Origin of the sequence: Amycolatopsis sp. GA6-003 (assembly GCF_046267895.1) — a bacterium.
GTDB lineage: Bacteria > Actinomycetota > Actinomycetes > Mycobacteriales > Pseudonocardiaceae > Amycolatopsis.
In genome coordinates, this window is record NZ_CP176499.1 from 5213987 (window position 1) to 5235721 (window position 21735).

Here is a 21735-nt window from a genome sequence, read left to right on the forward strand (position 1 = left end):
CAGTGTCTTGCGGGATACCCGCACCCAATCGGCGACATGAGCAAGCTGTCGCGATGATGTGCTCATGCGCGCCTCAATCCAGTCAGGTCGAAGGATTCGCTGACCTGGTTGCGCGCGAGCCCGGTCACCTTCTTCTTGGCGACCACGACGTTCGGGAACAGGAACAGCCAGTCCGCGGCCGCGTCGGCGTTCAGCTGCCGCGCGACCTCCTTCATGTCGCTCACCTGCTCCTGCGGGGTGCCGCTGTCCGCCGCGGCGAGCAGCTGCTGCACGCGCTTGTTGTCGTAACCCCAGTAGTACTTCGGTTTTCCGAACGACGAGATGTCGCGGGCTTCGACGTGCTGGATGATCGACAGGTCGTAGTCGTGGTCGGTGAAGACCTGCTTGAGCCACACCGCCGGGAAGTCGAGCGGTTCGATCGTCGCGGTGACCCCGACGTCCGCCAGCTGCGATTGCACCACCTGCGCCGCCGACACCGCGTACGGCAGGTTCGGAATCCGCAGCCGCAGCTTGAGATCGTGCACGCCCGCTTCGGCGAGCAGCTGCTTCGCCTTCGCCGGGTCGTAGGAATAGACCTTCGACAAGTCCTCGTACCACGGGTCAGTCGGCGGGACCATGCTGCCGATGAGCGTGCCGCGACCGCTGAAAACCAGGTCCAGCACGGCTTTCCGGTCGATGGCGTAAGTGAGCGCGCGGCGGACGCGCACGTCGTTCAGCGGCGCGCGGCGGCCGTTGAAGGCCAGCGTGACCTCGCTGTTCGTGGTGCCCTGCTGCACGGTGAACCGGTCGTCGCCCTGGAACTGCGGGATCGAATCGGCCGATGTGAGAGTGGAGATCACGTCGATTCCGTTGGACAGCAAGGCGTTGTTGAGCGAGGTCGGATCGGCGAAATACTTCAGCACGACCGTGCGATACGCCGGTTTCCGTCCCCAATACTGCGGATTCTGCCGCAGCACAATGGAATCGCCCCTCCGCCGTGACGCGACCTCGTACGGTCCGGTGCCGACCGGATGGTTCGCCAGATCCGCGACACCGGTCGGGCTGAACATCGCGCCGAGCCGGCTGGTGAGGCTGAACAGCCAGCCGTTGCTGGGCTTCGACAGCACGACGCGAGCGTGATCCGGCGCGACGACCTCGACATGGTCCACGACGTCCATCGCCGACTTGAGCGAGATCGTCCAGTCGGTCTTCACGCGCATCAGCGAGAACTGGACGTCGGAGGCGGTGAACGACGCTCCGTTGCTGAACTTGACGCCCGGCCGCAGCTGGAAGTCGTAGGTCTTGCGGTCCGGGCTGATCGTCCAGGACTCCGCGAGCAGCGGCACGATCCGGCCCTGCGGATCGAGCTTCACCAGACCCTCGTAGACGTTGTAGAGCAGCGCCTGCGGAATGGCCACGCCGTCGGAACGGGTGAAGTCGAAGTTCGCCGGCTCCGCCGAGTAGCCGACGGAAAGCGTGTCCGGACCTGGGGAAACACTCGCGCTGGAGCCTGCCGAGCAGCCGGACGTCACGAGCAGCAGCGCGAGTGCCGCGGCAGTGCTCCGGGCTTTCATTCCGCCTCCTGCTCAGTACACTGGTCTGACCAGTAACCTAGGCAGGTTCGCATCCGGCAGACACCGAGGTCAAGATGAAGTTCGAACCGGTGGCTCCGGTCCGCGCCTACGAGCGGATCGTCGAGCAGATCGAGGAGGCCGTGGTCAGCGGCCGCCTCAAACCCGGCGAGCGGCTGCCCGGGGAACGGGAGCTGATGACGCAGTTCGGCGTCGGCCGGTCGACCGTGCGCGAGGCGCTGCGGGTGCTGCAGGCCGCCGAGCTGATCCGCTCGCGCCCGGGCGATCCGCGCGGACCCGAGGTGCTCGCCGCGTCTCCGGCGGCCTTGCATCGGTCGATGCACCGGCTGGCCCGGGCGGAACACGTCGGGCTCGCGGAATTGCTGCAATTCCGGATGGTGCTGGACGGTTCGTCGCACCTGCTGGCCGCGGAACTGCGCACCGCCGAGGATTTGACCGCGCTCGACGGCGCGTTGGAAGGAATGGCGACGGCGGACGGATACGCCGAATTCAGCCGTGCGGACGTCGCATTCCATGACGTAATTGCCCGCGTATCACGGAATCCGCTGTTGGTCGTGAGCGGAGAAGTGGTCCGCGGGGTGGTGCTGGAATTGATCGAGGACAAACTCAGCCACGCCAACGACCGCGGCACGCTGATGCGCTCGTGGCTGCGGCACCACGAAGAGGTCCTGAACGCGATCCGCGCCGCCGACGGGAAGTCGGCGGCGCGGCTGGCGCGGCAAGCGCTGTATGACAATTACGCGGAATACGTGCCGAAGGACCAGCGCACGCTGCTCACTCCGCTGCTGACCTGAGTCAGGAGACCAGGTTCGCGTACACCACGATGTTGTCTTTGTAGCTGTGCTCGGCGTGGTCGAACACGCCGCCGCAGGTGATCAGGCGCAGCTGCGGCTTGTCCGTGTTGCCGAAGACGGCCTGCGTCGGGAACGTGTCCTTGGGGACCTGTTCCTTGTGGTCCACCACGAACTTCAGCTTCTTGCCGTCGCTGCGTTCGACGTCGACCTCGTCGCCCGGGTTCACGTCCTTGAGCTTGTAGAAGATGCCCGGCTTGTGGTTGCCGTCGACGTGCCCGAGCACGATCGCCGGGCCCACGTCGCCCGGCACCGGCGAAAGCCGGTACCACGCGGCCTGCATCGGATTCTTCACCGACGGCACCGAAATCTGCCCGTCCTTGTTCGGCAGGACGGTGATCAGCGACGATTTCGCGCCGATCTTCGGGATCTCCACCGAGGTGGGCCGCAGCCCGGTGAACGGCTTGGTCACCGGGACCGCCGCACTGGCCGGGGCCTGCTGCGCGGCGGGCGCCGCCGGGGCGTCCGAACCGCACGCGCTCAGCGAGAGGGAGAGGAGCAGAGCGCCCGCGAGAGCGACGCCCTGCCCGTACTTCCTGGTCATCAGGCGGCCATGCCCCCGAAGCCGGTCTCGATGCCGTGCTTCGGCGCGTACTTCACCTGCGAGCCGCCGTGGCCGCCGGTGGTGCCAGCGGAACCGGCGCCCGCGCCGCCCGCCGGGGGAAGCTTGCCGTCGTCGGTCGGCTTGCCGCCGCAGGTCCAGACCGCGCGCACAGTGCCGGCCTCGAAGGAGACGCCGTCGTGGCGCTTGACCAGCCACGCCCAGTAGCGACCGTCGGTCTCGTCCTGGTGCGGGCCCTCGAGGAGGTCGAAGTCGTTGGAGTGCAGGCCGGTCGGCTCGCCGGCGGCGCACGCGATCACGACGACGCCGAGGTTGTCGTCGAGGTCGACTCCGAAGCCGATGTCGTCGACGTACGGCGGCTCCTCCGGGGTGGAGGTTTCCGAGGTCGGCGTGGTCGGCTTGGTGGAGTCGGTCGGCTTGCCGGTCTCGGTGGGCTTGCCCGTCTCGGTCGGCTTACCGGTCTCGGTGGGCTTGCCGGTCTCGGTCGGCTTGCCCGTCTCGGTGGGCTTGCCCGTCTCGGACGGCTTGCCCGGCTCGGTCGGCGTCGCGGTGTTGCTGGCCGGAGCCTCCGAGGTGGGAGCCGTCTCGCCCGAGGTGGCCGGAGCCGAGGCGGAGCTCTCCGGCGCGGTCTCCGCGTTCGCGGCAGGCACGACGGCAAGGCTGATCAGGGCGCCCGCGAGCACTGCGCCCGCGAGTCTGCCCAGGGTCTTCTTCAAGATGATTACCCCTCTGAGGAAAAGCGCGATGACCCCCACCGCGCCTGCTGATCCTGCCGAACATTCAGCCCATAGGGGTAACCCTTTAGCTGGTGATTAATAGCACGAGAGAAAGCGGTAACGAACGCCTTCCGGGCGACGATGATCTGGCCCGGTCGCCGGAATTCCGGCCCGTCGTGCCCATACCGTAACAGTCGCCAGGCAACCCGCACAGCCCTCGTGAACAAATGGCGGAACTCAGCCGAGCGCGGTCAGCAAATCCCGCCACAGGTCTTCCGGGTCTTCCAAACCGACGGAAAACCGGATCAACCCCGGCGGAACCCGCTCCTCGCCGGGAAGCCACGCACGCCGCTCCATCAGGCTTTCCACCCCGCCGAGGCTCGTCGCGGGCCGGATCAGCCGGACGCTCGCGCACACCTTGTCGGCAGCGTCGGCGCCGTCGACTTCGAACGCCACCATCATCCCGAAACCGGGGTAGCGAACCTTTGTTACCGCCGGGTGTTCCGCCAATCGGGACACCAGCAATTCCGCGGTACGCGTTTGCTCGGCGAGCCGCACCGGAAGCGTCCGCAAACCGCGCAACGCGAGCCACGTTTCCAACGCGCCCGGCGTCGCACCGACCCGAGTACGCGCCGCGCGAAGTTCGTCCACAATGTCCTGATCCGCAGCGACCGCGACGCCGAGCAGAAGGTCGCTGTGTCCGCCAATGAGCTTCGTCGCACTGTGCACGACAATGTCCGCGCCGAGCGACAGTGGTTGCTGATGCAGCGAAGTCGCGAAGGTGTTGTCGACGACTACGCGACCCCGCGTACCGCGCGCGATGGTCTCGATCTCCATCACGTCGAGCGTCGGGTTAGTCGGGGATTCGAGCCACAACAGATCGGCATCGCAATCGAGCCACGCCTGCGTGTCTGTCGGCTCCAATTCGGTGACCGTGAGCCGACCAAGCTGCTGTGCGTGCTTCAACGCTCCGCGCGTAACGGCGTAACTGAACGACGGAACCGCAACTGTCGACCCGACTGGCAACGAATCGAGTACCGCGGACAACGTGGCGACGCCGGACGCGAAGGCGACCGCAGTGCCGCCTTCAAGCGACCCGACGACCTCCTCGAAGGCAGCCCAGGTAGCCGTGCCGTCGGAGCGCGCGTACACCGCGTCGCCCCCGGCCTCGAAGGTGCTCGTGGCAACGATCGGCGTGGTCAGCGGCTCGCCGGGGCCGTGCGGCCGGCCCGCCGCGATCGCGCGGGTCCGAGGAGTCCAGTCGTCCATGCGGACACGGTAACTTCGCGACCGCCCGGACGGCAGGCGACGAATATCACCAGGTGGTCAGCTGTTCCACAACGTGAACCGCCCCGGCCGATCCTGCTGGCCGGGGCGGTCTGGGCACTACCGAGGTCAGTGCGCGTAAACCTCGAACTCGTACAGCGAGTATCCGTACTTAGTCCCGCGCGCAACTCCCTGCATCCGAACGAACCGCGCGTCTGAAGGCGCGAACGAGACGTTGTCCACCCCGCCGTTGCCGTCCGTCACCACAGCCGCGTCGTGCCAGTCGGTTCCGTCGGTGGACAGCTGGATCTGGTACCCCTTCCCGTACGCCTTCTCCCACGACAGCACCGCCCGCGAAACCTGCTGCACCGAGCCGAGATCCACGGTGATCGACTGGTTGTCGCTCCAGTCGCTCGCCCAGCGCGTGCCTGCGTTGCCGTCGACCGCGTTCGAAGCCGGGGAGTTGTAGAACCCGGTTTCCGCGCTGGAAGCGTTCACCGGTTTGCCCGCCGCGAGGTTCGAGACGTTGTCGCCGCGGTGCGCGGGGTACTCCACGACCTGCTGGAACGTCGGCCGGTTCTGCGTGCTGATCTTGCCGTGCGCGATGCCGCCCAGCGGACGCTGGATGATCGAGTCCGCGCACCACTGGTCGCCGGCCGAGCAGTCGCCGTCGCCCGGGTACACCGTGGTGGCGGGCTGGCCGGCGGCCGCGGTCAGCGAGTCGACCAGCATCTGCCGGCACGCGGTCAGGTCGCCGCCGCCGCAGAACTCCGCGCCGAGCGGGCCCGCCACCGGCTGGCCGAGCGCGGTGCGCAGGTCCTTGCTGACGTAGCCCCACCAGCCGTGCTGATACGCCGAACCCTGGTGCGGCTGCCCGACGTGCTTGCCCGGCGTCTCGTTCTGGAAACCGGACGGGCTTTCGTTGATCTGCAGCACGTTCGTCATCGCGCCGAACGCGTCGTCGCCCATCGCCGGTTTGAACTCGCCGGCGACCAGCAGCGGCCACCACGCGTCCATGATCCGGATCGCGTCGGCGTCGTGGTAGGTCTTGCTGCCCGGACCGGACTCCACGCGCTGGTGTCCGTGCTGCAGCCACGTCTTCAGCTTCGCTTCGGCGTCCGCCGCGGCACCGGTGAGCGGGGCCTTGTCCAGCACCTGCAGCAGCAGCGGCAGCACCTTCTCCGCCCGCAGGTCGGCCAGCGCCGCGTCCTCCATCGCCTGGGTCAGGTTCACCCGGGTCACCTTGGTGCCGCTGGAAAGCAGCGCCTTGACCCGCGCGTCGAGCAGATCGCCGCGGTGCACGGCGGATTTGTCCGCGCCGCCGGACGCGTAGCCGTTCGCCTGCGCGTTGTTCCAGCTGATGTAGTAGTCCTGGTTCACCGACTGCGGATGCTGCGCCGCGGGCGTGTACTCGGCCTTGTTGCCCGCCGGGTTCCAGCCCTTCCAGTCGAACCCGCGATCGCCCCACGCCGGCATCATCGGGTCCACAGTGGAATTGCGCACCGGGTTCGCGCCGGAGTTGAAGTACGCGATGTCCTTCGAATCGGCGTAGAACCAGTTGAAGGTGAAGTTGACGTCGTTGGCGGCGCGCTGGAAGTCCGCGGCCGATTTGACGTAGCCGGGGTCGTTGAACTCCTGGAAGCCGATCAGCGAGTCCACCTCGTGCATGAACGACGACCGCAGCGACGAGTACGCCACCGGCTTCCCGTTCACGGTCGCCCGCGAGGTCACCGGGCCGTACTTCGTGCGGTAGCTGCGCAGCGTGTAGGACCCGGCGGCGGTGCCGTCCGCGACGGTCGGCGACCAGGCGTTCTTGCGCTCCACGGTGTCCATCGGGAGGCATTTGCCCTGGTACAGGTAGTAATTCGAGTCCTTCGTGGCCGGTTTGCCGCTCGGGTCGCACAGCGGCAGCGCGTAGGAGTCGATGATGTCCTGCGCCGCGGTCGTCGCGCTCCACGAGTAGTCCTGGCCGCGGCCGAGCAGCACGTACATGCTGAGCCCGGCGAACGACGCGCCCCGCGCGCTGATGCCCGGGCCCTGGATTTCCTGCAGCAGCAACAGCTGCGGCGCGAAGTACCCGGTCTGCGGACCGAACACGGCGACCGGATGTCCGCTGGCGGTCTTCGCACCGGACACCAGCAGCGCGTTGGACATGCCGTGCTTCTCCTTGAGCATGTTGCCCGGAAGCACGCCGTTGTCGAACATGCCGCGCGCGGATTCCTGGTCCTTCGGCGCGGGAACCTTGACCTTCTCGGCTTTCGCGGAAGCCGCCGAACCGGTCTGGTCGAACACGAGCTGCTGGCTGGTCACCGAGCCCTTGTCCGGCAACGCCGCGCCCTGCGGATTCGCCGGAGTGGTGCCGTACGGGAAATTCTGCCCGTCGTGCAGCGTCTTCACGGCTTCGGGATCGTCCGCGGCACGCAGGCTCTGCCACACCTTTTCGCCCTGCTCGACGCCGTACTTCTCCTGCAGCGCCAGCTTCGCGACCGCGTTCTGCACCTCGCCGCCGCCACCGGCGCCGAACTGCGCACCGACCACCGACGCGAGCACGACAAGGTCAGTGAGCTTGAACGGTTCGATGGTGCCCGCGTTGGTGATCGCGTCGACGTGCCCGGTCAGCACGTATTCGCCGGGGAAATACCGGCCGTTGTGCGAATCGGTGATGTATTTGTTGATGCCTTCGAGATACGCCTGCGCGTCGGCGAGTCCCTGCTTGCCGCGCGGACCGCTCGCCGCCACCGCGTCGATCTGCTGCTGCAGCTCTTCCTCGGTGTAGGGCGCGGAGGCGAAGAAAGACTGCTCCAGCTCGCGGTTCGCTTCCGCGCCGCCGGCATACGACGTCAGCTGACCGCGGCCGACCCGGCGCATGATATCCATGAGCCACAAGCGATCCTGCGCCGCGGCGTAGCCCGCGCCGTATTCGGTGCCGGACCGCGTCGTGCCCTGGATGTGCGGGACGCCGGTGGCCTTGTCTCGCGTGATCGTCACGTCGTCGCGCGGTTTCAGCGTGCTCGCGACCTGGTCGGCAGGGACGCCGAAAGAGGAGTCGTTGAAGAATTTGCCGATCGTGTCGGTCGTCAGCGTTTTGTAGCCGCCCGCCAGGTCGGCGTACTTGCCGAGCTGGTCGTCGGCATGCCCGGGCTGGGTGCCGAACGCCTTGTTGGCGAGGATTTCGGCGAGCGTCGCGCTGCCGTTCTCGCCCGGCGGGAGGATGTCGTTGCACTGGCCCGCGCAATAGTCGTTGCCGGGCAACGCGGCGGAAGCCGGTGCCGCGGTCCCGATCTGCACTAGGCCGGCCGTGAGCACGGCTACCGCGCCCGCGGCCAGGATGGGAATGCGTCGTCGCATGCCACAGCTCCGTCCACGAAGGATGCCCCAGGGTGACCCAGCGCACGCTACCGACGGGTAGTGCACATGTGAAGAGTTTTCGCGTTTATCCCCCTATTGGGAGTAGTCCATCCGGCGGTACTCCATCCGGCGCAGCGATTAAGCGATAGGTACGGTGAGCCCCATGAGCGTGGAAAAGCCCCAAGTCGAGCGCCCGGACGGCCCGCCGCCCGCCGAGCTGCAGATCAAGGACATCACTGTCGGCGACGGTCCCGAAGCCACCTCGGGCAACGCTGTCAGCGTGCACTACGTGGGGGTCTCGCACTCCACCGGCGCGCAATTCGACGCCTCTTACGACCGCGGCGCGCCGCTCGATTTCCAGCTCGGCGCGGGACAGGTCATCCCGGGCTGGGACCAGGGCGTGACCGGCATGAAGGTCGGCGGCCGCCGGCAGCTGGTGATCCCGCCGCACCTGGCGTACGGCGAACGCGGCGCGGGCGGCGTGATCGCGCCGAACGAAACGCTGATTTTCGTCGTCGATCTCGTCGACGTGAACTGAGCCGGAAAGAAACGCGGGCAGCCGGGCAAGCCCGATCGGGCAGCCCCGGCTGATCCCCCTTTCGGGGGAACTGGAAGGCGCCTAACGTTCGCGTTGAGCAGTCGTCTTCCGGAGGATATTTCATGCGTTTGCGTGCCGCCCTTTCCGCTGCCTTCCTCGCCGCCGGCGCCGCGCTGGCCGTCGCGGCTCCCGCGTCCGCGGTCGCGAACGGCAACGACGTGGCGCCCGGCGAGTATCCGTTCGCGGCCAAGCTGTCCATGCCGGTCATCCCGCGCGCGGACGGCACCACTTATTCGAGCGGATGCTCGGGTTCCCTCATCGCACCGCAGTGGATTATCACTGCGGGACACTGTTTCCACGACGTCAATCGCAAGCCGGTTTCCGGCCCGGTTCCGTATGCGACTTCGGTGCTTCTCGGCACGAATGTCGACCAGCCGGGCAAGGGCGAACGGCGCAAGGTCACCGAGGTGCTGCAGGCGGGCAAGAACGACGTCGCGCTGGCCAAGCTCGACGCCCCGGTCACCGACATCGCGCCGCTGACCGTTTCGCCGTCCGCGCCGGTCACCGGGCAGCAGGTGACCCTCGCCGGCTGGGGCAGCCTGACCGAGGTTTCCCCTAAGCCGTCGGACAAACTGCGGCAGGGCTCGATGCGGGTCGTCGGCTCCGACGCCACCACCGCGAGCGTCGTCGGGGTCGCGCCGCAGAAGGACACCAGCGCGTGCAGCTACGACTCGGGCGCGCCGTACTTCGTCGCCGAAGGCGCCTCCGGCCGCCTCGTGTCGGTCGAGTCGACCGGTCCGGACTGCCCGCACTCGACGCCCGAGACCACCTCGCGCGCCGACATCCTCGCGGGATGGATCGCCACCCACGCGGTGTGAGGGCAAGTCGCGAGATCGGTCGGTTTTCGTCGCCCATCAAGGGAATTCCGCCTGCCGGACGGTGTCGTTAGCGTGGAAGGCCGAGTTCATCGGCATCCGCCGGTGACCCGGACGAAGGGACAGAATGCGCGTCCGCGCCGCGATCTCCGCAGCAGTTGCCCTGCCCATCCTCACCGCGAGCCCGGCCTTGGCCGTCGCCAACGGTTCCGACGTCCCCGCGGGCCAATTCGGCTTCGCCGCGAAGCTGAGCATGACCGGAATCCCGCGGCCGAACGGGAGCACGTACTCGAGCTTCTGTTCGGCCGCGCTCGTCGCACCGCAGTGGATCGTCACCACCGGCCACTGTTTCCACGATGCCAACAAGAACCGGGTGTCCGGCCCGGTGCCGTACCCGACGACGGTGTCGCTGGGCCTGGTCGACGAGACGAAGGAGAAAGGCGTCCAGCGCAAGGTCACGCAGGTGCTGCAAGCCGGACCGAACGACGTCGCGCTGGCGAAGCTGGACAGTCCGGTCACCGACGTCACGCCGCTCACGGTGAACCACTTGGTGCCCGGGGTCGGACAGCAGGTCACGCTGGCCGGATGGGGCAGCCGGACGGCGCAGAACCCGGTGCCGTCCAAGCAGTTGCAGCAGGGCACGATGAAGATCTCCTCGGTCGGCGGCACGACAGTCGGCATTCACGGCGTCTCGCCGTCGGCGTCCACCAGCGCGTGCGCCTTCGACACTGGCGCACCGTATTTCACCGACGGCAAGCTGATCTCGATCGAGAACAACGGCCCGGACTGCCCGCACACCGGCGCGGAAACGACGTCGCGCATCGATGTGATTGCCGACTGGATCGACGAGCACGCGAAGTGAGTACGGTGGAGGGGCCGTCGACCTGAGGAGAGCCGCATGCCCGAGCCGATCTTGACCGCTGTCGCCACCGCGCTGGCCACGAAGGCCGCGACCGGACTGTATGACCTGGTCAAGCGCAAGTTCTCGGGCAACAGCAAGGCCACCGCGGAACTGGAAGCGGCCACCCCCGACAACCCGGCCACGGTGACCGCGCTGGCCGAACGCCTCGACGAGGTCAGCCGCCAGGACCCGGAATTCGGCGCGGCGCTGCGCACCGAGTTCGAAGTGCACCAGGAAGCCCGCAGCGGCGGGGTGACCAACCACGTGGGCACCGTGGCCGAAGGGGCCAAGGTCGTTCAGCTGCGTGACGTACAAGGCAATATCAGCCTCTGAGGCTTTTCGAGCGACCGGCACGGAGCGCGATCGGTAGGATCGCTCTCCGTGCCGTCGTCGTCTTTCCCCGTACCGCGCCGATGGCGCACCGTGCCCACGGAACGGACGCTGCTGGCGGTAGTGCACAACGTCACCGCGGCGACCCGGCTGCTGGACGTACTGCCGTTGTTCGCCGGTGACCCCAGGGTGCAGGTGGTGTTCACGTGCCCGGACTCGAGCGCGTTCACCCGGGGGACGGAGGAGTATCTCGCCGCGCGCGGCATCCCGCTGGAACCGTGGGAAGACGTCGTGACGGAGGACTTCGACTGGGCACTGGCGGCCAGTTACGGCGGGGATCTGCATAAATTGCGCGCTCCGCTGACGGTTTTGCCGCACGGAATGGGGTACAATAAATTCTTGGAAACCGGAAACCGGAAACCGGAAACCGGAAACCGGAAACCGGAAACCGGAAACCGGAAACCGGTTTTCGGGTTGTCCGAGCAATGGCTGATGCATGACGGCGAGGTGATCGCCGAACAGCACGTCCTGTCCCACCCCGAACAGCTCGCCCGGCTGCGGCAGTACTGCCCGGAAGCCGCCGACCACGCCGTCATCGCCGGAGATTCCTGCCTCGACCGCCTGCGAGACGCCCGGGAACTGCGTGAGTCCTACCGCCAGGCGCTAGGCGTAACCGGGGAACAAACCCTGGTGCTGATTTCGTCCACGTGGGGCCACCTCTCCTCCTACGGATCCGGCCCGGACCTCCCCGCACGCATCGCCCAGCAACTGCCGCTGGACGAATTCGCCGTCGTACTGGCACTGCATCCCAACATCGGCCAGGGCCATTACCCGTGGCAGCTGGAAATGTGGTTGCGGAAATGCGAGGGCGCGGGCGTAATCGTCCTGCCGGAAGAAGATCTGTGGCAGCCGGCCGCGGTCGCCGCCGACGTCACGATCGGCGACCACGGCTCCGTCACCTATTACTCCGCCTGCCTGGGCACCCCGGTCCTGCTGGCCACCGCACCGCACGAAGCTGTCGATCCGGAGTCCCCGGTAGCCGCTCTGCTGCGCGCGGCCCCCTCCTTGACCGACGAAAACCTGGCCGACCAGCTGCGCACCGCGACCCAGCCAGCTGACCTGGTCGCCGCGACCGAACTGGCCACCAGCGTCCCCGGCCAATCCGCGGCCCTCCTGACCGCACTCGGCTACCGCGCGCTGCGGCTCCCGCCACCAGCCGAACCGGCCGGATTCACCGCGTTCCCACTGCCCCGCGTCCAACGCCCGGAACCCGGCGCGCAATGGGTCCAGGTCCGCGGCGACGAAGTCACCCGATTCGCCGCCGAAATCGCCGACGCACATCTGGTCGTCCACGTCGACGGCCCCGATCCGCGGCTGCTGCGCCGCGCAGACATCGTGCTGGGAGACCGTTTTCCCGACCCGGGCCGCTGGATCGCCATCACCCTGGCCGAAAACCCCGGCTGCGAATGGGCCGCGTGCCCGGCTGGACCGGGCTGGCTGGCGGGCAGCCGCGACGGTCTGGTGGTGTCTTTCACCGGAACCGACCTGCCGCAAGCCGTGCCGTCGCTGCTGTACACGCGCGCCGCGCTAGGCCTCGATTTCCCCGAACAGCTGCCCTTCACCGCGGGCGGCCGCAAGCACGAAGCGCGGCTTACTGTCCACTATGGATAGTCAGAGCCGCTTGAGCCAGACCAGGAGATCGGCTGCCTCGGCCGTGAACCCGTGCATCCGCGCGATGTTTAGCGCGTCCTTCGCGTGCGCCTTCGCCTGATCGCGGAAACCCCGGGCCACCGCCGCCTCCGCCCGGGACCACAACGCGGCAATACGCTCCCGCTGCAGGTTGGCCTGCTCCGCCGCCGAGTCGAGTTCGGCCAGCACCGCCGCGCCTTCCTCGTACGAGCCGGCCTCGATCAGCTTCCGCCCCTGCCACAGCCGGACCTTCACCAGATTGCCCGGCTCGCTCTTCAGCCCCTGCTCCGCTTGCGCCAGCAGGACAGCCGCTTCTTCCGGCGCGACGACCTTGGCCAGATGCATCCGGATCAACGCGAGCCGACGATCGCTGCCGATGTCCTCGGCCAGCGCGAGACTTTCCCGGAAGCAGACTTCCGCCTGCCCCAACAACGAAGTCGCGTCCTCCGCCCGCCCCTGCTGCCGGGCGATCCATCCCGGTTCGAAAAACGCGAGCCCCCGCGCTTCCCACGCGGACGCGTGTTCCTCCGCACTCGTGGCCAACTCGGCCACCGCGGCGAACTGCTCCTGCGCCGCGGCCCAATCCCGCAGTTGCATCCGGGCGAACCCGAGCTGTGTGCGAACCAATCCTTCGGCAAGCGGCATTCCCGCGGCCTGCGCGGCCTGGACCGCGTCCTGGCTCACCGCCGCCAATTCCGCTGGGTACGCGCCGTCCTTGCAGACCGGCCACAACGCCCGCGCCAGCCGGATGACGTCCTCGTGCGCCCCCGCCTGCAACGCGACGTCCGCCGCGGCGAGCAGGTTCGCCTGCTCAGCGAACAACCACTCCCAGGCCTCCGCCGCGGGCACCGCCGCCGCGGCGAAACTCGGCCAAATCCGCTTCGGCCAGCCAGTAGGAAGCGCGCTTTCCGCGATTTTCAGCCCGTGCTTCGCGTAGTACTCGACCACGCTGCCGGAAAGCTCACCAGCCAGCCCGGCGGCGTGCAGACGGGCCAGCTCGGACATCCGGTACCGGCCCCGGAGCACCTCGATCAGCTTGGCGGAAACCAGTTTCTGCAACGCGTCCTCAGCGTCGAACTCGTCGAGACTGAGCACCGCCGCGACGGTTTCCAGCCGGACGTCGCCGCTGCCCGGATGCGCGCCGAAGAACCGGTAGACCGCTTGTTCCCGTTCGTTCAGCAGGTCATAAGCGACGTCGAACACCGCGCTGGCCAGTGCGCCTTTCGCCCGGATGCGCGCGATCAGCCGCCGCACCGTCCCGCCCTGGCGCGCGAGAATCATGCCCGCGACATTGAGTTCCGCGGCGGACCCGGCGCAAATCCGAAGCAGCTCTTCGCTCTCTTCCGGCTCCGCTTCGAGCTTTTCCGCGCCCACGAGTTCGGTCAGAACGCCCAGCGCCGCCTCGTCGCTCAACGGCTCCAGCTCGACCTCGCGAGCGGAATACCGGGCCCGCAGCGCGTCCAGCCCGGACCCGACGACGAGCACGTACGAACCGGGGTGCGTCGGCAGCAGCGCCTTGACTTCCGCCGCGCTCAACGCGTCGTCGACCAGCAACGCGACCTTGAATTCGGCAGTCCGCGACTGCCACATCGCCGCGCGCCCCTCAAGACTCGCCTGCATCTCGTCCGGGCCGTATCCGAGCTTGGACAACAACTCGGCCAGCACGTCGGCGCCCGCCCGATGCCCCACGCGCACGGAGTAAAACCGGTCGAACCGCTCCCGGTGCTGATGCAGCCAGGTTTCGCACAGCGTCGTCCGCCCGCTGCCCGGAGCGCCACGCACGACCGCGATCGCTACCCGGTCCAGCGCCTCGTCATGAATGCGAGTGAGCGCGGCCAGCTGGCGCTCGTTGTTCCGGTAGTGCGCCGGCGGCGCCGGTACTCGCAGAGCCGGTGCCGCAGGCTGCCGCGGCCCGTGGAAATGGACGTCACCGTATACGTTGCGTGCCTGGAAGACCTTGTCCGCCTGGCCGTCGAAGTAGTTGCCGTCGCTCACTGTTCCCCCGCCAGCTGGTCCCGGTTCAGGCTACCGGAAACGTCACGGTCCGTGTCCAGCCTTTCACCGCGGCGCGAGCAGCAACATCGAGCCGTCGTCCCAATACAAACAAGCAGGCGAAGGACTCCACTGCGCACTCCCCTGCCACACCACGATCGGCGCGGAGTCCCCGATCTCGACCAACGCCACCCGAGCCGCCCCGCGCACCACAGCTATCTCTCCGCCGCATTCCTTCAACCGAGAAGCCACCCCAAACGCCTCTCCCCGAGCAGGCCCACTAGCCACAGCCACCGCTCTCCGGCGCCGCTTCGGAACACTCACCAACTCCCACAGCGCCATAAAAGGCCAAGCGAGGTGGGCGAGAACCTCAAGCACCACCTCCGCGACACACCCCAACGCCCGCCGGTCCCGCCTCCGCCGCCGATCCCGCCCCGCTCTGACCCGCCCCAGCACGACAACCTGAACCGACTCCCGCCAGTCCCCCTCGAAATACCGCGCGACCCGCCCCTCCACGCCCCGACCCATCGCCCCCGCCCCCCTCAGTCAGACCGCCCGAAAACTTACCGACTCACCCCATGGGGAAAGAGGAATACGCGATGACCAGACCGGCCGCCACCTGTGCCCTGGACCACACCCGACGCAAGGCACCTGCCCGCCAACCGCACCGAAGGCACCGCGGGGGTCCGGGGGCTCGGCCCCCGGGAGAAGGAACGACCGACAACGGAAAAGAGCCCCAGTCGCGCAAGCGGCTGGGGCTCTGACCATGGTGGGCGAGGAGGGAGTTGAACCCTCACGTCCTTTCGGACACACGGACCTGAACCGTGCGCGTCTGCCATTCCGCCACTCGCCCGAGTTGCTTCCTTGAGGCAGCCAGCAAAGCTTAGCAGGGCCTTCTGACGGGTTTCACCGGGGGCATGCCCAACCCTTCCAACCCCGGATAGGATCGATGCGGAAGCACACGTGTGAGGAGGTTGTCCCCGGTGGGTCGCGTTGAGCGCTTCGACAGGCGGCTCGAGAACCTGGTGGGGAATACTTTCGCGCGCATGTTCGGCGGCAACGTCGTCACGCAGGAAGTGGCGGTTGCGCTCGAGAGGGAAGGCGAGGAGAACGTTCGTGAGCTGGCAGGCGGTCGGCAGCTCGCCCCGAATCACTACATCGTGTCGTTGGGGGCGGCTGACCACGATCGCATGGCCGGCGATGAGCAGCGGGTCACCGGGGTTCTCGCGAAGGCGGTGGCGGAACACCTCGCCGCGCAGGGCTGGGACACCTATGGTGACGTCGTCGTATCACTCGAGCGCAACGAGGCGCTGCATACTGGACAGTTCAAGACCCGTTCGTCCGTCGATCCCGACGCCCGCGCCACTGCGGGACCAGGGCCGTCACGGTCGGCACGACCCAGCAACGCAGGAGACCCACCAATGAGCCAGCCCCCCGGCTACGGCCAATACGACCAGGGTGACCCGTACGGCCAGCAGGGCCAGTACGGCTACGGACAGCAGGGTGGCCAGCAGCCCGGGTACGACCAGGGTTATGGCGGTCAGCCGCAGCAGGGCTACGACCAGGGCTACGGCGGCCAGCCCCCCGCGCAGGGCTACGACCAGTACGGCGGCCAGGCCCCGCAGCCCGGCTACGACCAGGGTTACGGGCAGGCCCCGCAGGCCGGGTACGACCAGGGCTACGGCCAGCAGGGCGGCTACGACCAGGGTTACGGCGGCCAGGCTCCGCAGGGCGGGTACGACCAAGGTTACGGGCAGGCTCCGCAGGCCGGCTATGACCAGGGCTACGGCCAGGCCCCGCAGGCCGGCTACGACCAGGGCTACGGCCAGCAGGGCGGGTACGACCAGTACGGCGCGCAGCCGCAGGCGGCTTACGGCCAGGACCCGTACGCGCAGCAGGGCGCTCCGGCCGCGGGCCGCCAGCTTCAGGCGAGCCTCCAGCTGGACGACGGTTCCAACCGCACCTACTCCCTCAAGCAGGGCGGCAACGTCGTCGGCCGCGGGCAGGACGCCGACTTCCGGCTCCCGGACACCGGCGTTTCGCGGCGGCACCTGGAGATCACCTGGGACGGGCAGAGCGCGACGCTCGCCGACATCGGGTCGACCAACGGGACCACGGTCAACGGCACTCCAGTGCAGACGTGGCAGCTGGCGGACGGCGACGTGATCCGGGTGGGTCATTCGTCCCTGGTGTTCCGAACCCAGGGCTGAGCGCAGACCGTCCACGGGGTTCCCGCAGAATTGTCTTGCGGGGGGAACCGCGGCGCGCGTGGCGCCGCGGCTTGCAGGCACAGGCGGGAGCGGACACAACAAGTGCCAGAGCTGGTCGTTCAACTCACCAGAGTGGGCTTTCTCGTGCTGCTCTGGCTCTTCGTGTTCGCCGCGCTCCGAGTCGTGCGCTCGGACCTCTACGCCGCGTCGGGCCTGCGGGTCCAGGTGCCGTCCTTCCGCCGCAACAAGGAGAAGAAGCCGCGGGGCAGCAAGGCCCCGCAGCAACTGCTCGTGACGCACGGGGCCCTCGCGGGCACCCGCATCGCGCTCGACGGGCGGCCGATCCTCATCGGCCGGGCCGACGACTCGACGCTGGTGCTCGACGACGACTACGCATCGACCCGGCACGCCCGGATCGCGCTGCGCGGGGAGGACTGGTACGTGGAAGATCTGGGCTCGACGAACGGGACCTACCTCGACCGGGCTAAGGTCACTGCACCCCTCCGGGTCCCGCTCGGAGTCCCCATCCGGATCGGCAAGACGGTGATCGAGCTTCGCCCATGACTCTCGTCCTCCGCTACGCGGCCCGCAGCGACCGGGGCCTGGTGCGTTCCAACAACCAGGACTCCGTCTACGCCGGCCCGCGCCTTCTCGCGCTCGCCGACGGCATGGGCGGGCACGCCGCAGGTGAGGTGGCCAGCAAGGTCGTCATCGCCTCGCTCGCCCCGCTCGACGACGACGAGCCGGGCGACGACCTGCTCGCCCAGCTTCGCGAAGCCGTCCAGAACGGCAACGCGGCGATCGCCGAATTGGTGTCCCAGGACCCCGATCTCGACGGCATGGGCACCACGCTGACCGCCGTCCTGTTCGCCGGGAACAGGCTTGGTCTGGTCCACGTCGGCGACTCGCGCGCGTATCTGCTGCGCGGCGGCCAGTTCGCCCAGATCACCCGGGACGACAGTTTCGTCAACGAACTGCTCGAGCAGGGCCGCATCACGCCGGAAGAGGCGGCGGTGCACCCGCAGCGGTCGCTGCTGCTCAAGGCGCTCACCGGACACGAGGTCGAGCCGAGCCTGACCGTGCGCGAGGCGCGTCCCGGTGACCGGTACCTGATCTGCTCCGACGGATTGTCCGGAATGGTCAGCGACGAGACGCTCGCCGAGGCCGTGCAGATCCCGGATCCGCAGGACTGCGCCGACCGGATGATCGAGCTGGCGCTCAAGGGCGGCGGCACGGACAACGTGACCGTCATCATCGCCGACGTGGTCGACGTCGATTTCGGCGACGACGCCCCGATCGTCGGCGGAGCCGCCGGCGACGGCAGCGACGAGATGCATCAGGGCGATTCCCCCGCGGCCCGGGCGCGCGCGCTGACTCAGCCGCCGCCTCCGCCGAGGCAGGAACCGCAAGCCCCGCAAGAGGACCCGAAGGCGAAGCGGCGGAAACGGTTTCGCTGGCTCGTCGGAGCGGTCGTGGTGCTGATTGTGCTGGGCGCCGCCGCGATCGCGACTCGATACTTCGTGCTCAGCCAGTACTACGTCGGAGAAGGCCCCGATCAGGAGGTCGTGATCTACCGCGGCGTCCCGGGCAGCATTCTCGGCATCGACCTGCACTCGCTCGAGCAGGGCTCGTGCCCGCCGGGCCAGTTGTGCACCGACAAGCTCCGCGTCTCCGCGTTGCAGGAGGACGCGCGGATCGCCGTGCAGAACGGCGTGAAGCGCGAAAGCCTCGACGACGCGCGCAAGTACATCGACGATTTCCTGCGTCTCAAGAAGAAGCTGTCGGACTGCAAGCCGACCACCCTTCCGGGCGTCCCCTCCTCGGGCGCGCCCTCGTCCAGCGTGGCGCCGCCGGGCGGCACGCCTTCGTCGGCGAACCAGCCTGCGGGGAGGGACTGCTCGACGGCGGGTACGCCGCCGACGGGGGGCGGTAACTGATGGGCCAGCCGCTGGCCGACCCGACGTCCGCCCAGTTCGCCACGAATCCGCCGCGAGACCTCCCCAAGCGCAGGGGCACGGAGCTCGCGTTGCTGGCGTTCGCCGCGGGCATCGTCACCCTGGCCCTGGTCATCGTCGAAGCCAACCAGGAGCAGGAGCTGACGCTCTCGATCCTGTGGGTGGGTCTCGCATACCTCGGCGTGCTCGCCACGACGCACCTCGCCGTGCGCCGGTGGGCCCCGTACGCCGACCCGGTGCTGCTGCCGTGCGTCGCGCTGCTGAACGGGATCGGGCTGGTGATGATTCACCGGCTCGATCTGGCGAAGGCCGAATCCGCGTTGCAGCGCGGCAAGGAGTACTCGCCGGAGATCACCAAGCAGCTGCTGTTCACCGCGGTTTCGCTGGTGCTGTTCGTGGTCGTGCTGGTGGTGATCAACGACCACCGCACGCTGACCCGCTACAGCTACATCTGCGGGCTCGTCGGGCTCGGCGCGCTCGCGCTGCCCGCGGTGCTGCCCGCCAGCCTGTCCGAGGCCGGCGGCGCGAAGGTGTGGCTGAAGCTGCCGTTCTTCTCGATCCAGCCGGGCGAGTTCGCGAAGCTGCTGCTGATGGTGTTCTTCGCGTCGTTCCTGGTGTCCAAACGCGACCTGTTCATGGTGGCGGGCAAGAAGTTCCTCGGCGTGGAGCTGCCGCGCGCCCGTGATCTCGGCCCGATCCTGATCGCCGCCGCCGTCGCGATCGGCGTGCTCGTGTTCGAGAAGGACCTCGGCACGTCGCTGCTGTATTTCAGCATCATCCTGGTGATGCTCTACGTCGCGACCGAGCGCGCGATCTGGGTCGTCGTCGGGCTGACCTTCTTCGTCGGCGGCTGCCTCATCGCCTACAACCTGTTCGGCCACGTCCAGCAGCGGGTGGAGAACTGGCTCAACCCCACCGGCCCGCGCTACGACGTGCTGGGCGGCAGCTACCAGCTCGCGCAGGGCCTGTTCGGGCTCGGCACCGGCGGCGTCGGCGGCACCGGGCTCGGCGCCGGCCGCCCGGACATCCCGCCCGCCGCGAGCACCGACTTCATCACCGCCGCGATCGGCGAGGAACTCGGCTTCATCGGGCTGGCCGCGGTGCTGATGCTGTACGTGCTGCTCGCGATGCGCGGCATGCGCAGCGCGCTGGCGGTGCGCGACACGTTCGGCAAACTGCTCGGCGGCGGGCTCGCCTTCACCATCGTGATCCAGATTTTCGTGGTCGTCGGCGGCGTCACCGCGCTCATCCCGGAAACCGGCGTCACCGCGCCCTTCCTGTCCTACGGCGGCTCTTCGCTGCTGGCGAACTACATCCTGGTCGCCCTGATGCTGCGCATTTCGGACGCGGCGCGCAGGCCGGCCACCCGGCCGAAGCCGCAGCAGCCGCAGGCTCCGATCGCCGAGGCGCACACCGTGATGGTGCGGCGTCCGCCAGCCGAAGGCGACCCGAACGGGAGGACCGCGTGAACGCCCCCCTGCGCAAGGTCGGCATGGCGATGCTCGCGATGATCGTGCTGCTGCTGGCCAACGACACCTACGTCCAGGTCATCAAGGCCGACACGTACCGCACCGATCCGCGCAACCAGCGCGTGCTCTACGACGAGTACTCCCGGCAGCGCGGCCAGATCGTCACGCCGGACGGCACCGTGCTCGCCGGCGTGAAGCCCTCGACCGACAAGTTCAAGTTCTTCCGCACCTACGCCGACGGCCCGATGTACGCCCCGGTCACCGGGTACTACTCGATCAACTACGGCGCGGGCGGGCTGGAGCGCGCCGAGGACGACGTGCTGAACGGGTCGGACCCGCGGCTGTTCGTCCGCCGGTTGTCGGACATGGTCACCGGCCGCGACCCGCGCGGCGGCAACGTGAAGCTCACCATCGACCCGAAGGTGCAGAAGGCCGCCTACGACCTGATGACCAAGCGCGGCTACACCGGCGCGGTGGTCGCGATGGAGCCGAAGACCGGCCGGATCCTGGCGATGGTCTCGACCCCGTCGTACGACCCGAACCAGCTGGCGACGCACGGCACCGACCAGAACAAGGCGTGGGAGGCCTACTCCAAGGACAAGAACAACCCGATGCTGAACCGGGCGATCTCGGAGAACTACCCGCCGGGGTCGACGTTCAAGATCGTCACCGCCGCCGCGGCGCTGGAGAGCGGGATCGGCCCGGACACCCAGGTCAGCACCGCGCCGAACGTGCAGCTGCCGGGCACGAACACGACGCTGGAGAACTACGGCGGCGAGACCTGCCCGGGCAACACGTTCAAGGACGCGCTGGCGCATTCGTGCAACGTCCCGTTCGCGACCTTCGCCGGCCAGCTCGGCGCGGACAAGATGAAGGCGGCCGCGGCCAACTTCGGCATCGGGCAGAACGACCTGACCGTCCCGATGCGGGTCGTCGGCTCGACCGTCGGCCCGCTCGACTCGCCCGGCGCGCTCTACCAGAGCGGCATCGGCCAGCGCGACGTCCGGCTCACCCCGCTGCAGGACTGCTTGCTTTCGGCGACCGTCGCGAACAACGGTTACGCGATGAAGCCGCAGCTGATCCAGTCGATCCTGGCCCCGGACCTGTCGACGGTCGAGAACGTCGACCCGGAGCAGCTCACCGGCAAGCCCGCGCTGTCGCCGGAGAACAACAAGATCCTCACCGACATGATGATCGCGTCGGAGTCCTTCACCAAGGGCGGCGGCAAGAACGACGCGCTGAAGATCGCCTCGAAGACCGGTACCGCCGAGCACGGCGCCGATTCGAAGAACACCGCGCCGCACGCGTGGTACACCGCGTTCGCGCCGTCGGACAACCCGCAGATCGCCGTGTCGGTCATCGTCGAGAACGGCGGCAACCGCGGTCTGGCCGCGACCGGCGGCACGGTGGCCGCCGAGATCGGCCGTGCCGCCATCGCCGCCCGGCTCGGGGGTGGATAGCC

The 21735-nt window shown here is 68.4% G+C and carries 18 protein-coding genes and 1 tRNA gene; 11 read left to right on the forward strand and 8 right to left on the reverse strand.

Translation table 11 applies throughout. The annotated features are described in order from the left end of the window. Window positions 1-62: 62 nt before the first annotated feature. A complete protein-coding gene (locus F9C12_RS23410; protein WP_409461861.1) occupies window positions 63-1553 on the reverse strand; it encodes an ABC transporter substrate-binding protein in 1491 nt (496 codons plus the stop codon). Between the two features lie 74 nt (window positions 1554-1627). Between F9C12_RS23410 and F9C12_RS23415 the strand changes: the two genes are divergently transcribed. Continuing rightward, the gene (locus tag F9C12_RS23415) at window positions 1628-2365 is read left to right on the forward strand and encodes a FadR/GntR family transcriptional regulator (protein WP_409461862.1); all 738 of its coding nucleotides are present in this window, start codon (window positions 1628-1630) and stop codon (window positions 2363-2365) included. Window position 2366: 1 nt separating this feature from the next. Here F9C12_RS23415 and F9C12_RS23420 read toward each other — a convergent pair whose 3' ends face one another. The 4 genes from F9C12_RS23420 to F9C12_RS23435 form a co-directional block, all read right to left on the reverse strand. Next, on the reverse strand, window positions 2367-2966 hold the full coding sequence (locus F9C12_RS23420; protein WP_409184002.1) for a class F sortase: 600 nt from the start codon (window positions 2964-2966) through the stop codon (window positions 2367-2369). Next, window positions 2966-3700 carry a hypothetical protein gene (locus F9C12_RS23425; protein ID WP_409184003.1) on the reverse strand — a complete coding sequence of 245 codons (735 nt, stop codon included), beginning with the start codon at window positions 3698-3700 and terminating at the stop codon, window positions 2966-2968. Before F9C12_RS23425 ends, F9C12_RS23420 begins: the two co-directional genes overlap by 1 nt. 237 nt (window positions 3701-3937) lie before the next feature. After that, on the reverse strand, window positions 3938-4969 hold the full coding sequence (locus tag F9C12_RS23430; protein WP_409461863.1) for a trans-sulfuration enzyme family protein: 1032 nt from the start codon (window positions 4967-4969) through the stop codon (window positions 3938-3940). Window positions 4970-5095: 126 nt separating this feature from the next. Beyond that, complete coding sequence (locus tag F9C12_RS23435) at window positions 5096-8314, reverse strand: penicillin acylase family protein (RefSeq protein WP_409461864.1); 3219 nt, start codon at window positions 8312-8314, stop codon at window positions 5096-5098. 163 nt (window positions 8315-8477) lie between these two features. On the opposite strand from F9C12_RS23435, the gene F9C12_RS23440 reads away from it, so the two are divergent. From F9C12_RS23440 to F9C12_RS23460, 5 genes are all read left to right on the forward strand, one after another. Beyond that, the gene (locus F9C12_RS23440) at window positions 8478-8852 is read left to right on the forward strand and encodes an FKBP-type peptidyl-prolyl cis-trans isomerase (RefSeq protein ID WP_409184006.1); all 375 of its coding nucleotides are present in this window, start codon (window positions 8478-8480) and stop codon (window positions 8850-8852) included. 122 nt (window positions 8853-8974) lie between these two features. Beyond that, entirely contained in the window at window positions 8975-9730 is a 756-nt protein-coding gene (locus F9C12_RS23445) for a S1 family peptidase (RefSeq protein ID WP_409461865.1), read from the forward strand. 124 nt (window positions 9731-9854) lie between these two features. After that, the gene (locus F9C12_RS23450; protein ID WP_409184008.1) at window positions 9855-10589 is read left to right on the forward strand and encodes a S1 family peptidase; all 735 of its coding nucleotides are present in this window, start codon (window positions 9855-9857) and stop codon (window positions 10587-10589) included. A gap of 36 nt (window positions 10590-10625) precedes the next feature. Beyond that, window positions 10626-10961, forward strand: a complete 336-nt coding sequence (locus F9C12_RS23455; RefSeq protein ID WP_009085592.1) for a hypothetical protein — start codon at window positions 10626-10628, stop codon at window positions 10959-10961. Window positions 10962-11051: 90 nt separating this feature from the next. Then, window positions 11052-12629, forward strand: a complete 1578-nt coding sequence (locus tag F9C12_RS23460; protein WP_409461866.1) for a hypothetical protein — start codon at window positions 11052-11054, stop codon at window positions 12627-12629. On the opposite strand, the gene F9C12_RS23465 is transcribed toward F9C12_RS23460, so the two are convergent. The 3 genes from F9C12_RS23465 to F9C12_RS23475 form a co-directional block, all read right to left on the reverse strand. After that, a complete protein-coding gene (locus F9C12_RS23465; RefSeq protein WP_409461867.1) occupies window positions 12630-14642 on the reverse strand; it encodes an NB-ARC domain-containing protein in 2013 nt (670 codons plus the stop codon). A 63-nt stretch (window positions 14643-14705) separates the two neighbouring features. After that, complete coding sequence (locus F9C12_RS23470; RefSeq protein WP_409461868.1) at window positions 14706-14891, reverse strand: hypothetical protein; 186 nt, start codon at window positions 14889-14891, stop codon at window positions 14706-14708. Between the two features lie 515 nt (window positions 14892-15406). Next, window positions 15407-15492: transfer RNA gene (locus tag F9C12_RS23475), tRNA-Leu, on the reverse strand. 130 nt (window positions 15493-15622) lie between these two features. Between F9C12_RS23475 and F9C12_RS23480 the strand changes: the two genes are divergently transcribed. The 5 genes from F9C12_RS23480 to F9C12_RS23500 all read left to right on the forward strand — a co-directional run bounded on the left by F9C12_RS23480 (window position 15623) and on the right by F9C12_RS23500 (window position 21733). Then, window positions 15623-16849 (forward strand): FhaA domain-containing protein, encoded by a 1227-nt coding sequence (locus F9C12_RS23480; RefSeq protein WP_409184012.1) that lies wholly within the window; start codon window positions 15623-15625, stop codon window positions 16847-16849. A gap of 102 nt (window positions 16850-16951) precedes the next feature. Then, complete coding sequence (locus F9C12_RS23485) at window positions 16952-17413, forward strand: FHA domain-containing protein FhaB (RefSeq protein WP_037718919.1); 462 nt, start codon at window positions 16952-16954, stop codon at window positions 17411-17413. Continuing rightward, entirely contained in the window at window positions 17410-18786 is a 1377-nt protein-coding gene (locus F9C12_RS23490; RefSeq protein WP_409184013.1) for a PP2C family protein-serine/threonine phosphatase, read from the forward strand. The genes F9C12_RS23485 and F9C12_RS23490 overlap by 4 nt, the downstream gene beginning before the upstream one ends. Continuing rightward, window positions 18786-20273, forward strand: coding sequence for an FtsW/RodA/SpoVE family cell cycle protein (locus F9C12_RS23495; RefSeq protein ID WP_409184014.1), 1488 nt, complete (start codon window positions 18786-18788; stop codon window positions 20271-20273). Before F9C12_RS23490 ends, F9C12_RS23495 begins: the two co-directional genes overlap by 1 nt. Continuing rightward, window positions 20270-21733, forward strand: coding sequence for a peptidoglycan D,D-transpeptidase FtsI family protein (locus F9C12_RS23500; protein WP_409461869.1), 1464 nt, complete (start codon window positions 20270-20272; stop codon window positions 21731-21733). Before F9C12_RS23495 ends, F9C12_RS23500 begins: the two co-directional genes overlap by 4 nt. The last annotated feature ends 2 nt before the right edge of the window (window positions 21734-21735 follow it).

Bases quoted from the DNA above. Each gene is read 5' to 3' on its own strand.
- F9C12_RS23435 (WP_409461864.1), bottom strand. From the start codon at position 8,314: ATGCGACGACGCATTCCCATCCTGGCCGCGGGCGCGGTAGCCGTGCTC.
- F9C12_RS23410 (WP_409461861.1), bottom strand. From the start codon at position 1,553: ATGAAAGCCCGGAGCACTGCCGCGGCACTCGCGCTGCTGCTCGTGACG.
- F9C12_RS23455 (WP_009085592.1), top strand. From the start codon at position 10,626: ATGCCCGAGCCGATCTTGACCGCTGTCGCCACCGCGCTGGCCACGAAG.
- F9C12_RS23490 (WP_409184013.1), top strand. From the start codon at position 17,410: ATGACTCTCGTCCTCCGCTACGCGGCCCGCAGCGACCGGGGCCTGGTG.
- F9C12_RS23450 (WP_409184008.1), top strand. From the start codon at position 9,855: ATGCGCGTCCGCGCCGCGATCTCCGCAGCAGTTGCCCTGCCCATCCTC.
- F9C12_RS23445 (WP_409461865.1), top strand. From the start codon at position 8,975: ATGCGTTTGCGTGCCGCCCTTTCCGCTGCCTTCCTCGCCGCCGGCGCC.
- F9C12_RS23440 (WP_409184006.1), top strand. From the start codon at position 8,478: ATGAGCGTGGAAAAGCCCCAAGTCGAGCGCCCGGACGGCCCGCCGCCC.
- F9C12_RS23415 (WP_409461862.1), top strand. From the start codon at position 1,628: ATGAAGTTCGAACCGGTGGCTCCGGTCCGCGCCTACGAGCGGATCGTC.
- F9C12_RS23430 (WP_409461863.1), bottom strand. From the start codon at position 4,969: ATGGACGACTGGACTCCTCGGACCCGCGCGATCGCGGCGGGCCGGCCG.
- F9C12_RS23495 (WP_409184014.1), top strand. From the start codon at position 18,786: ATGGGCCAGCCGCTGGCCGACCCGACGTCCGCCCAGTTCGCCACGAAT.
- F9C12_RS23420 (WP_409184002.1), bottom strand. From the start codon at position 2,966: ATGACCAGGAAGTACGGGCAGGGCGTCGCTCTCGCGGGCGCTCTGCTC.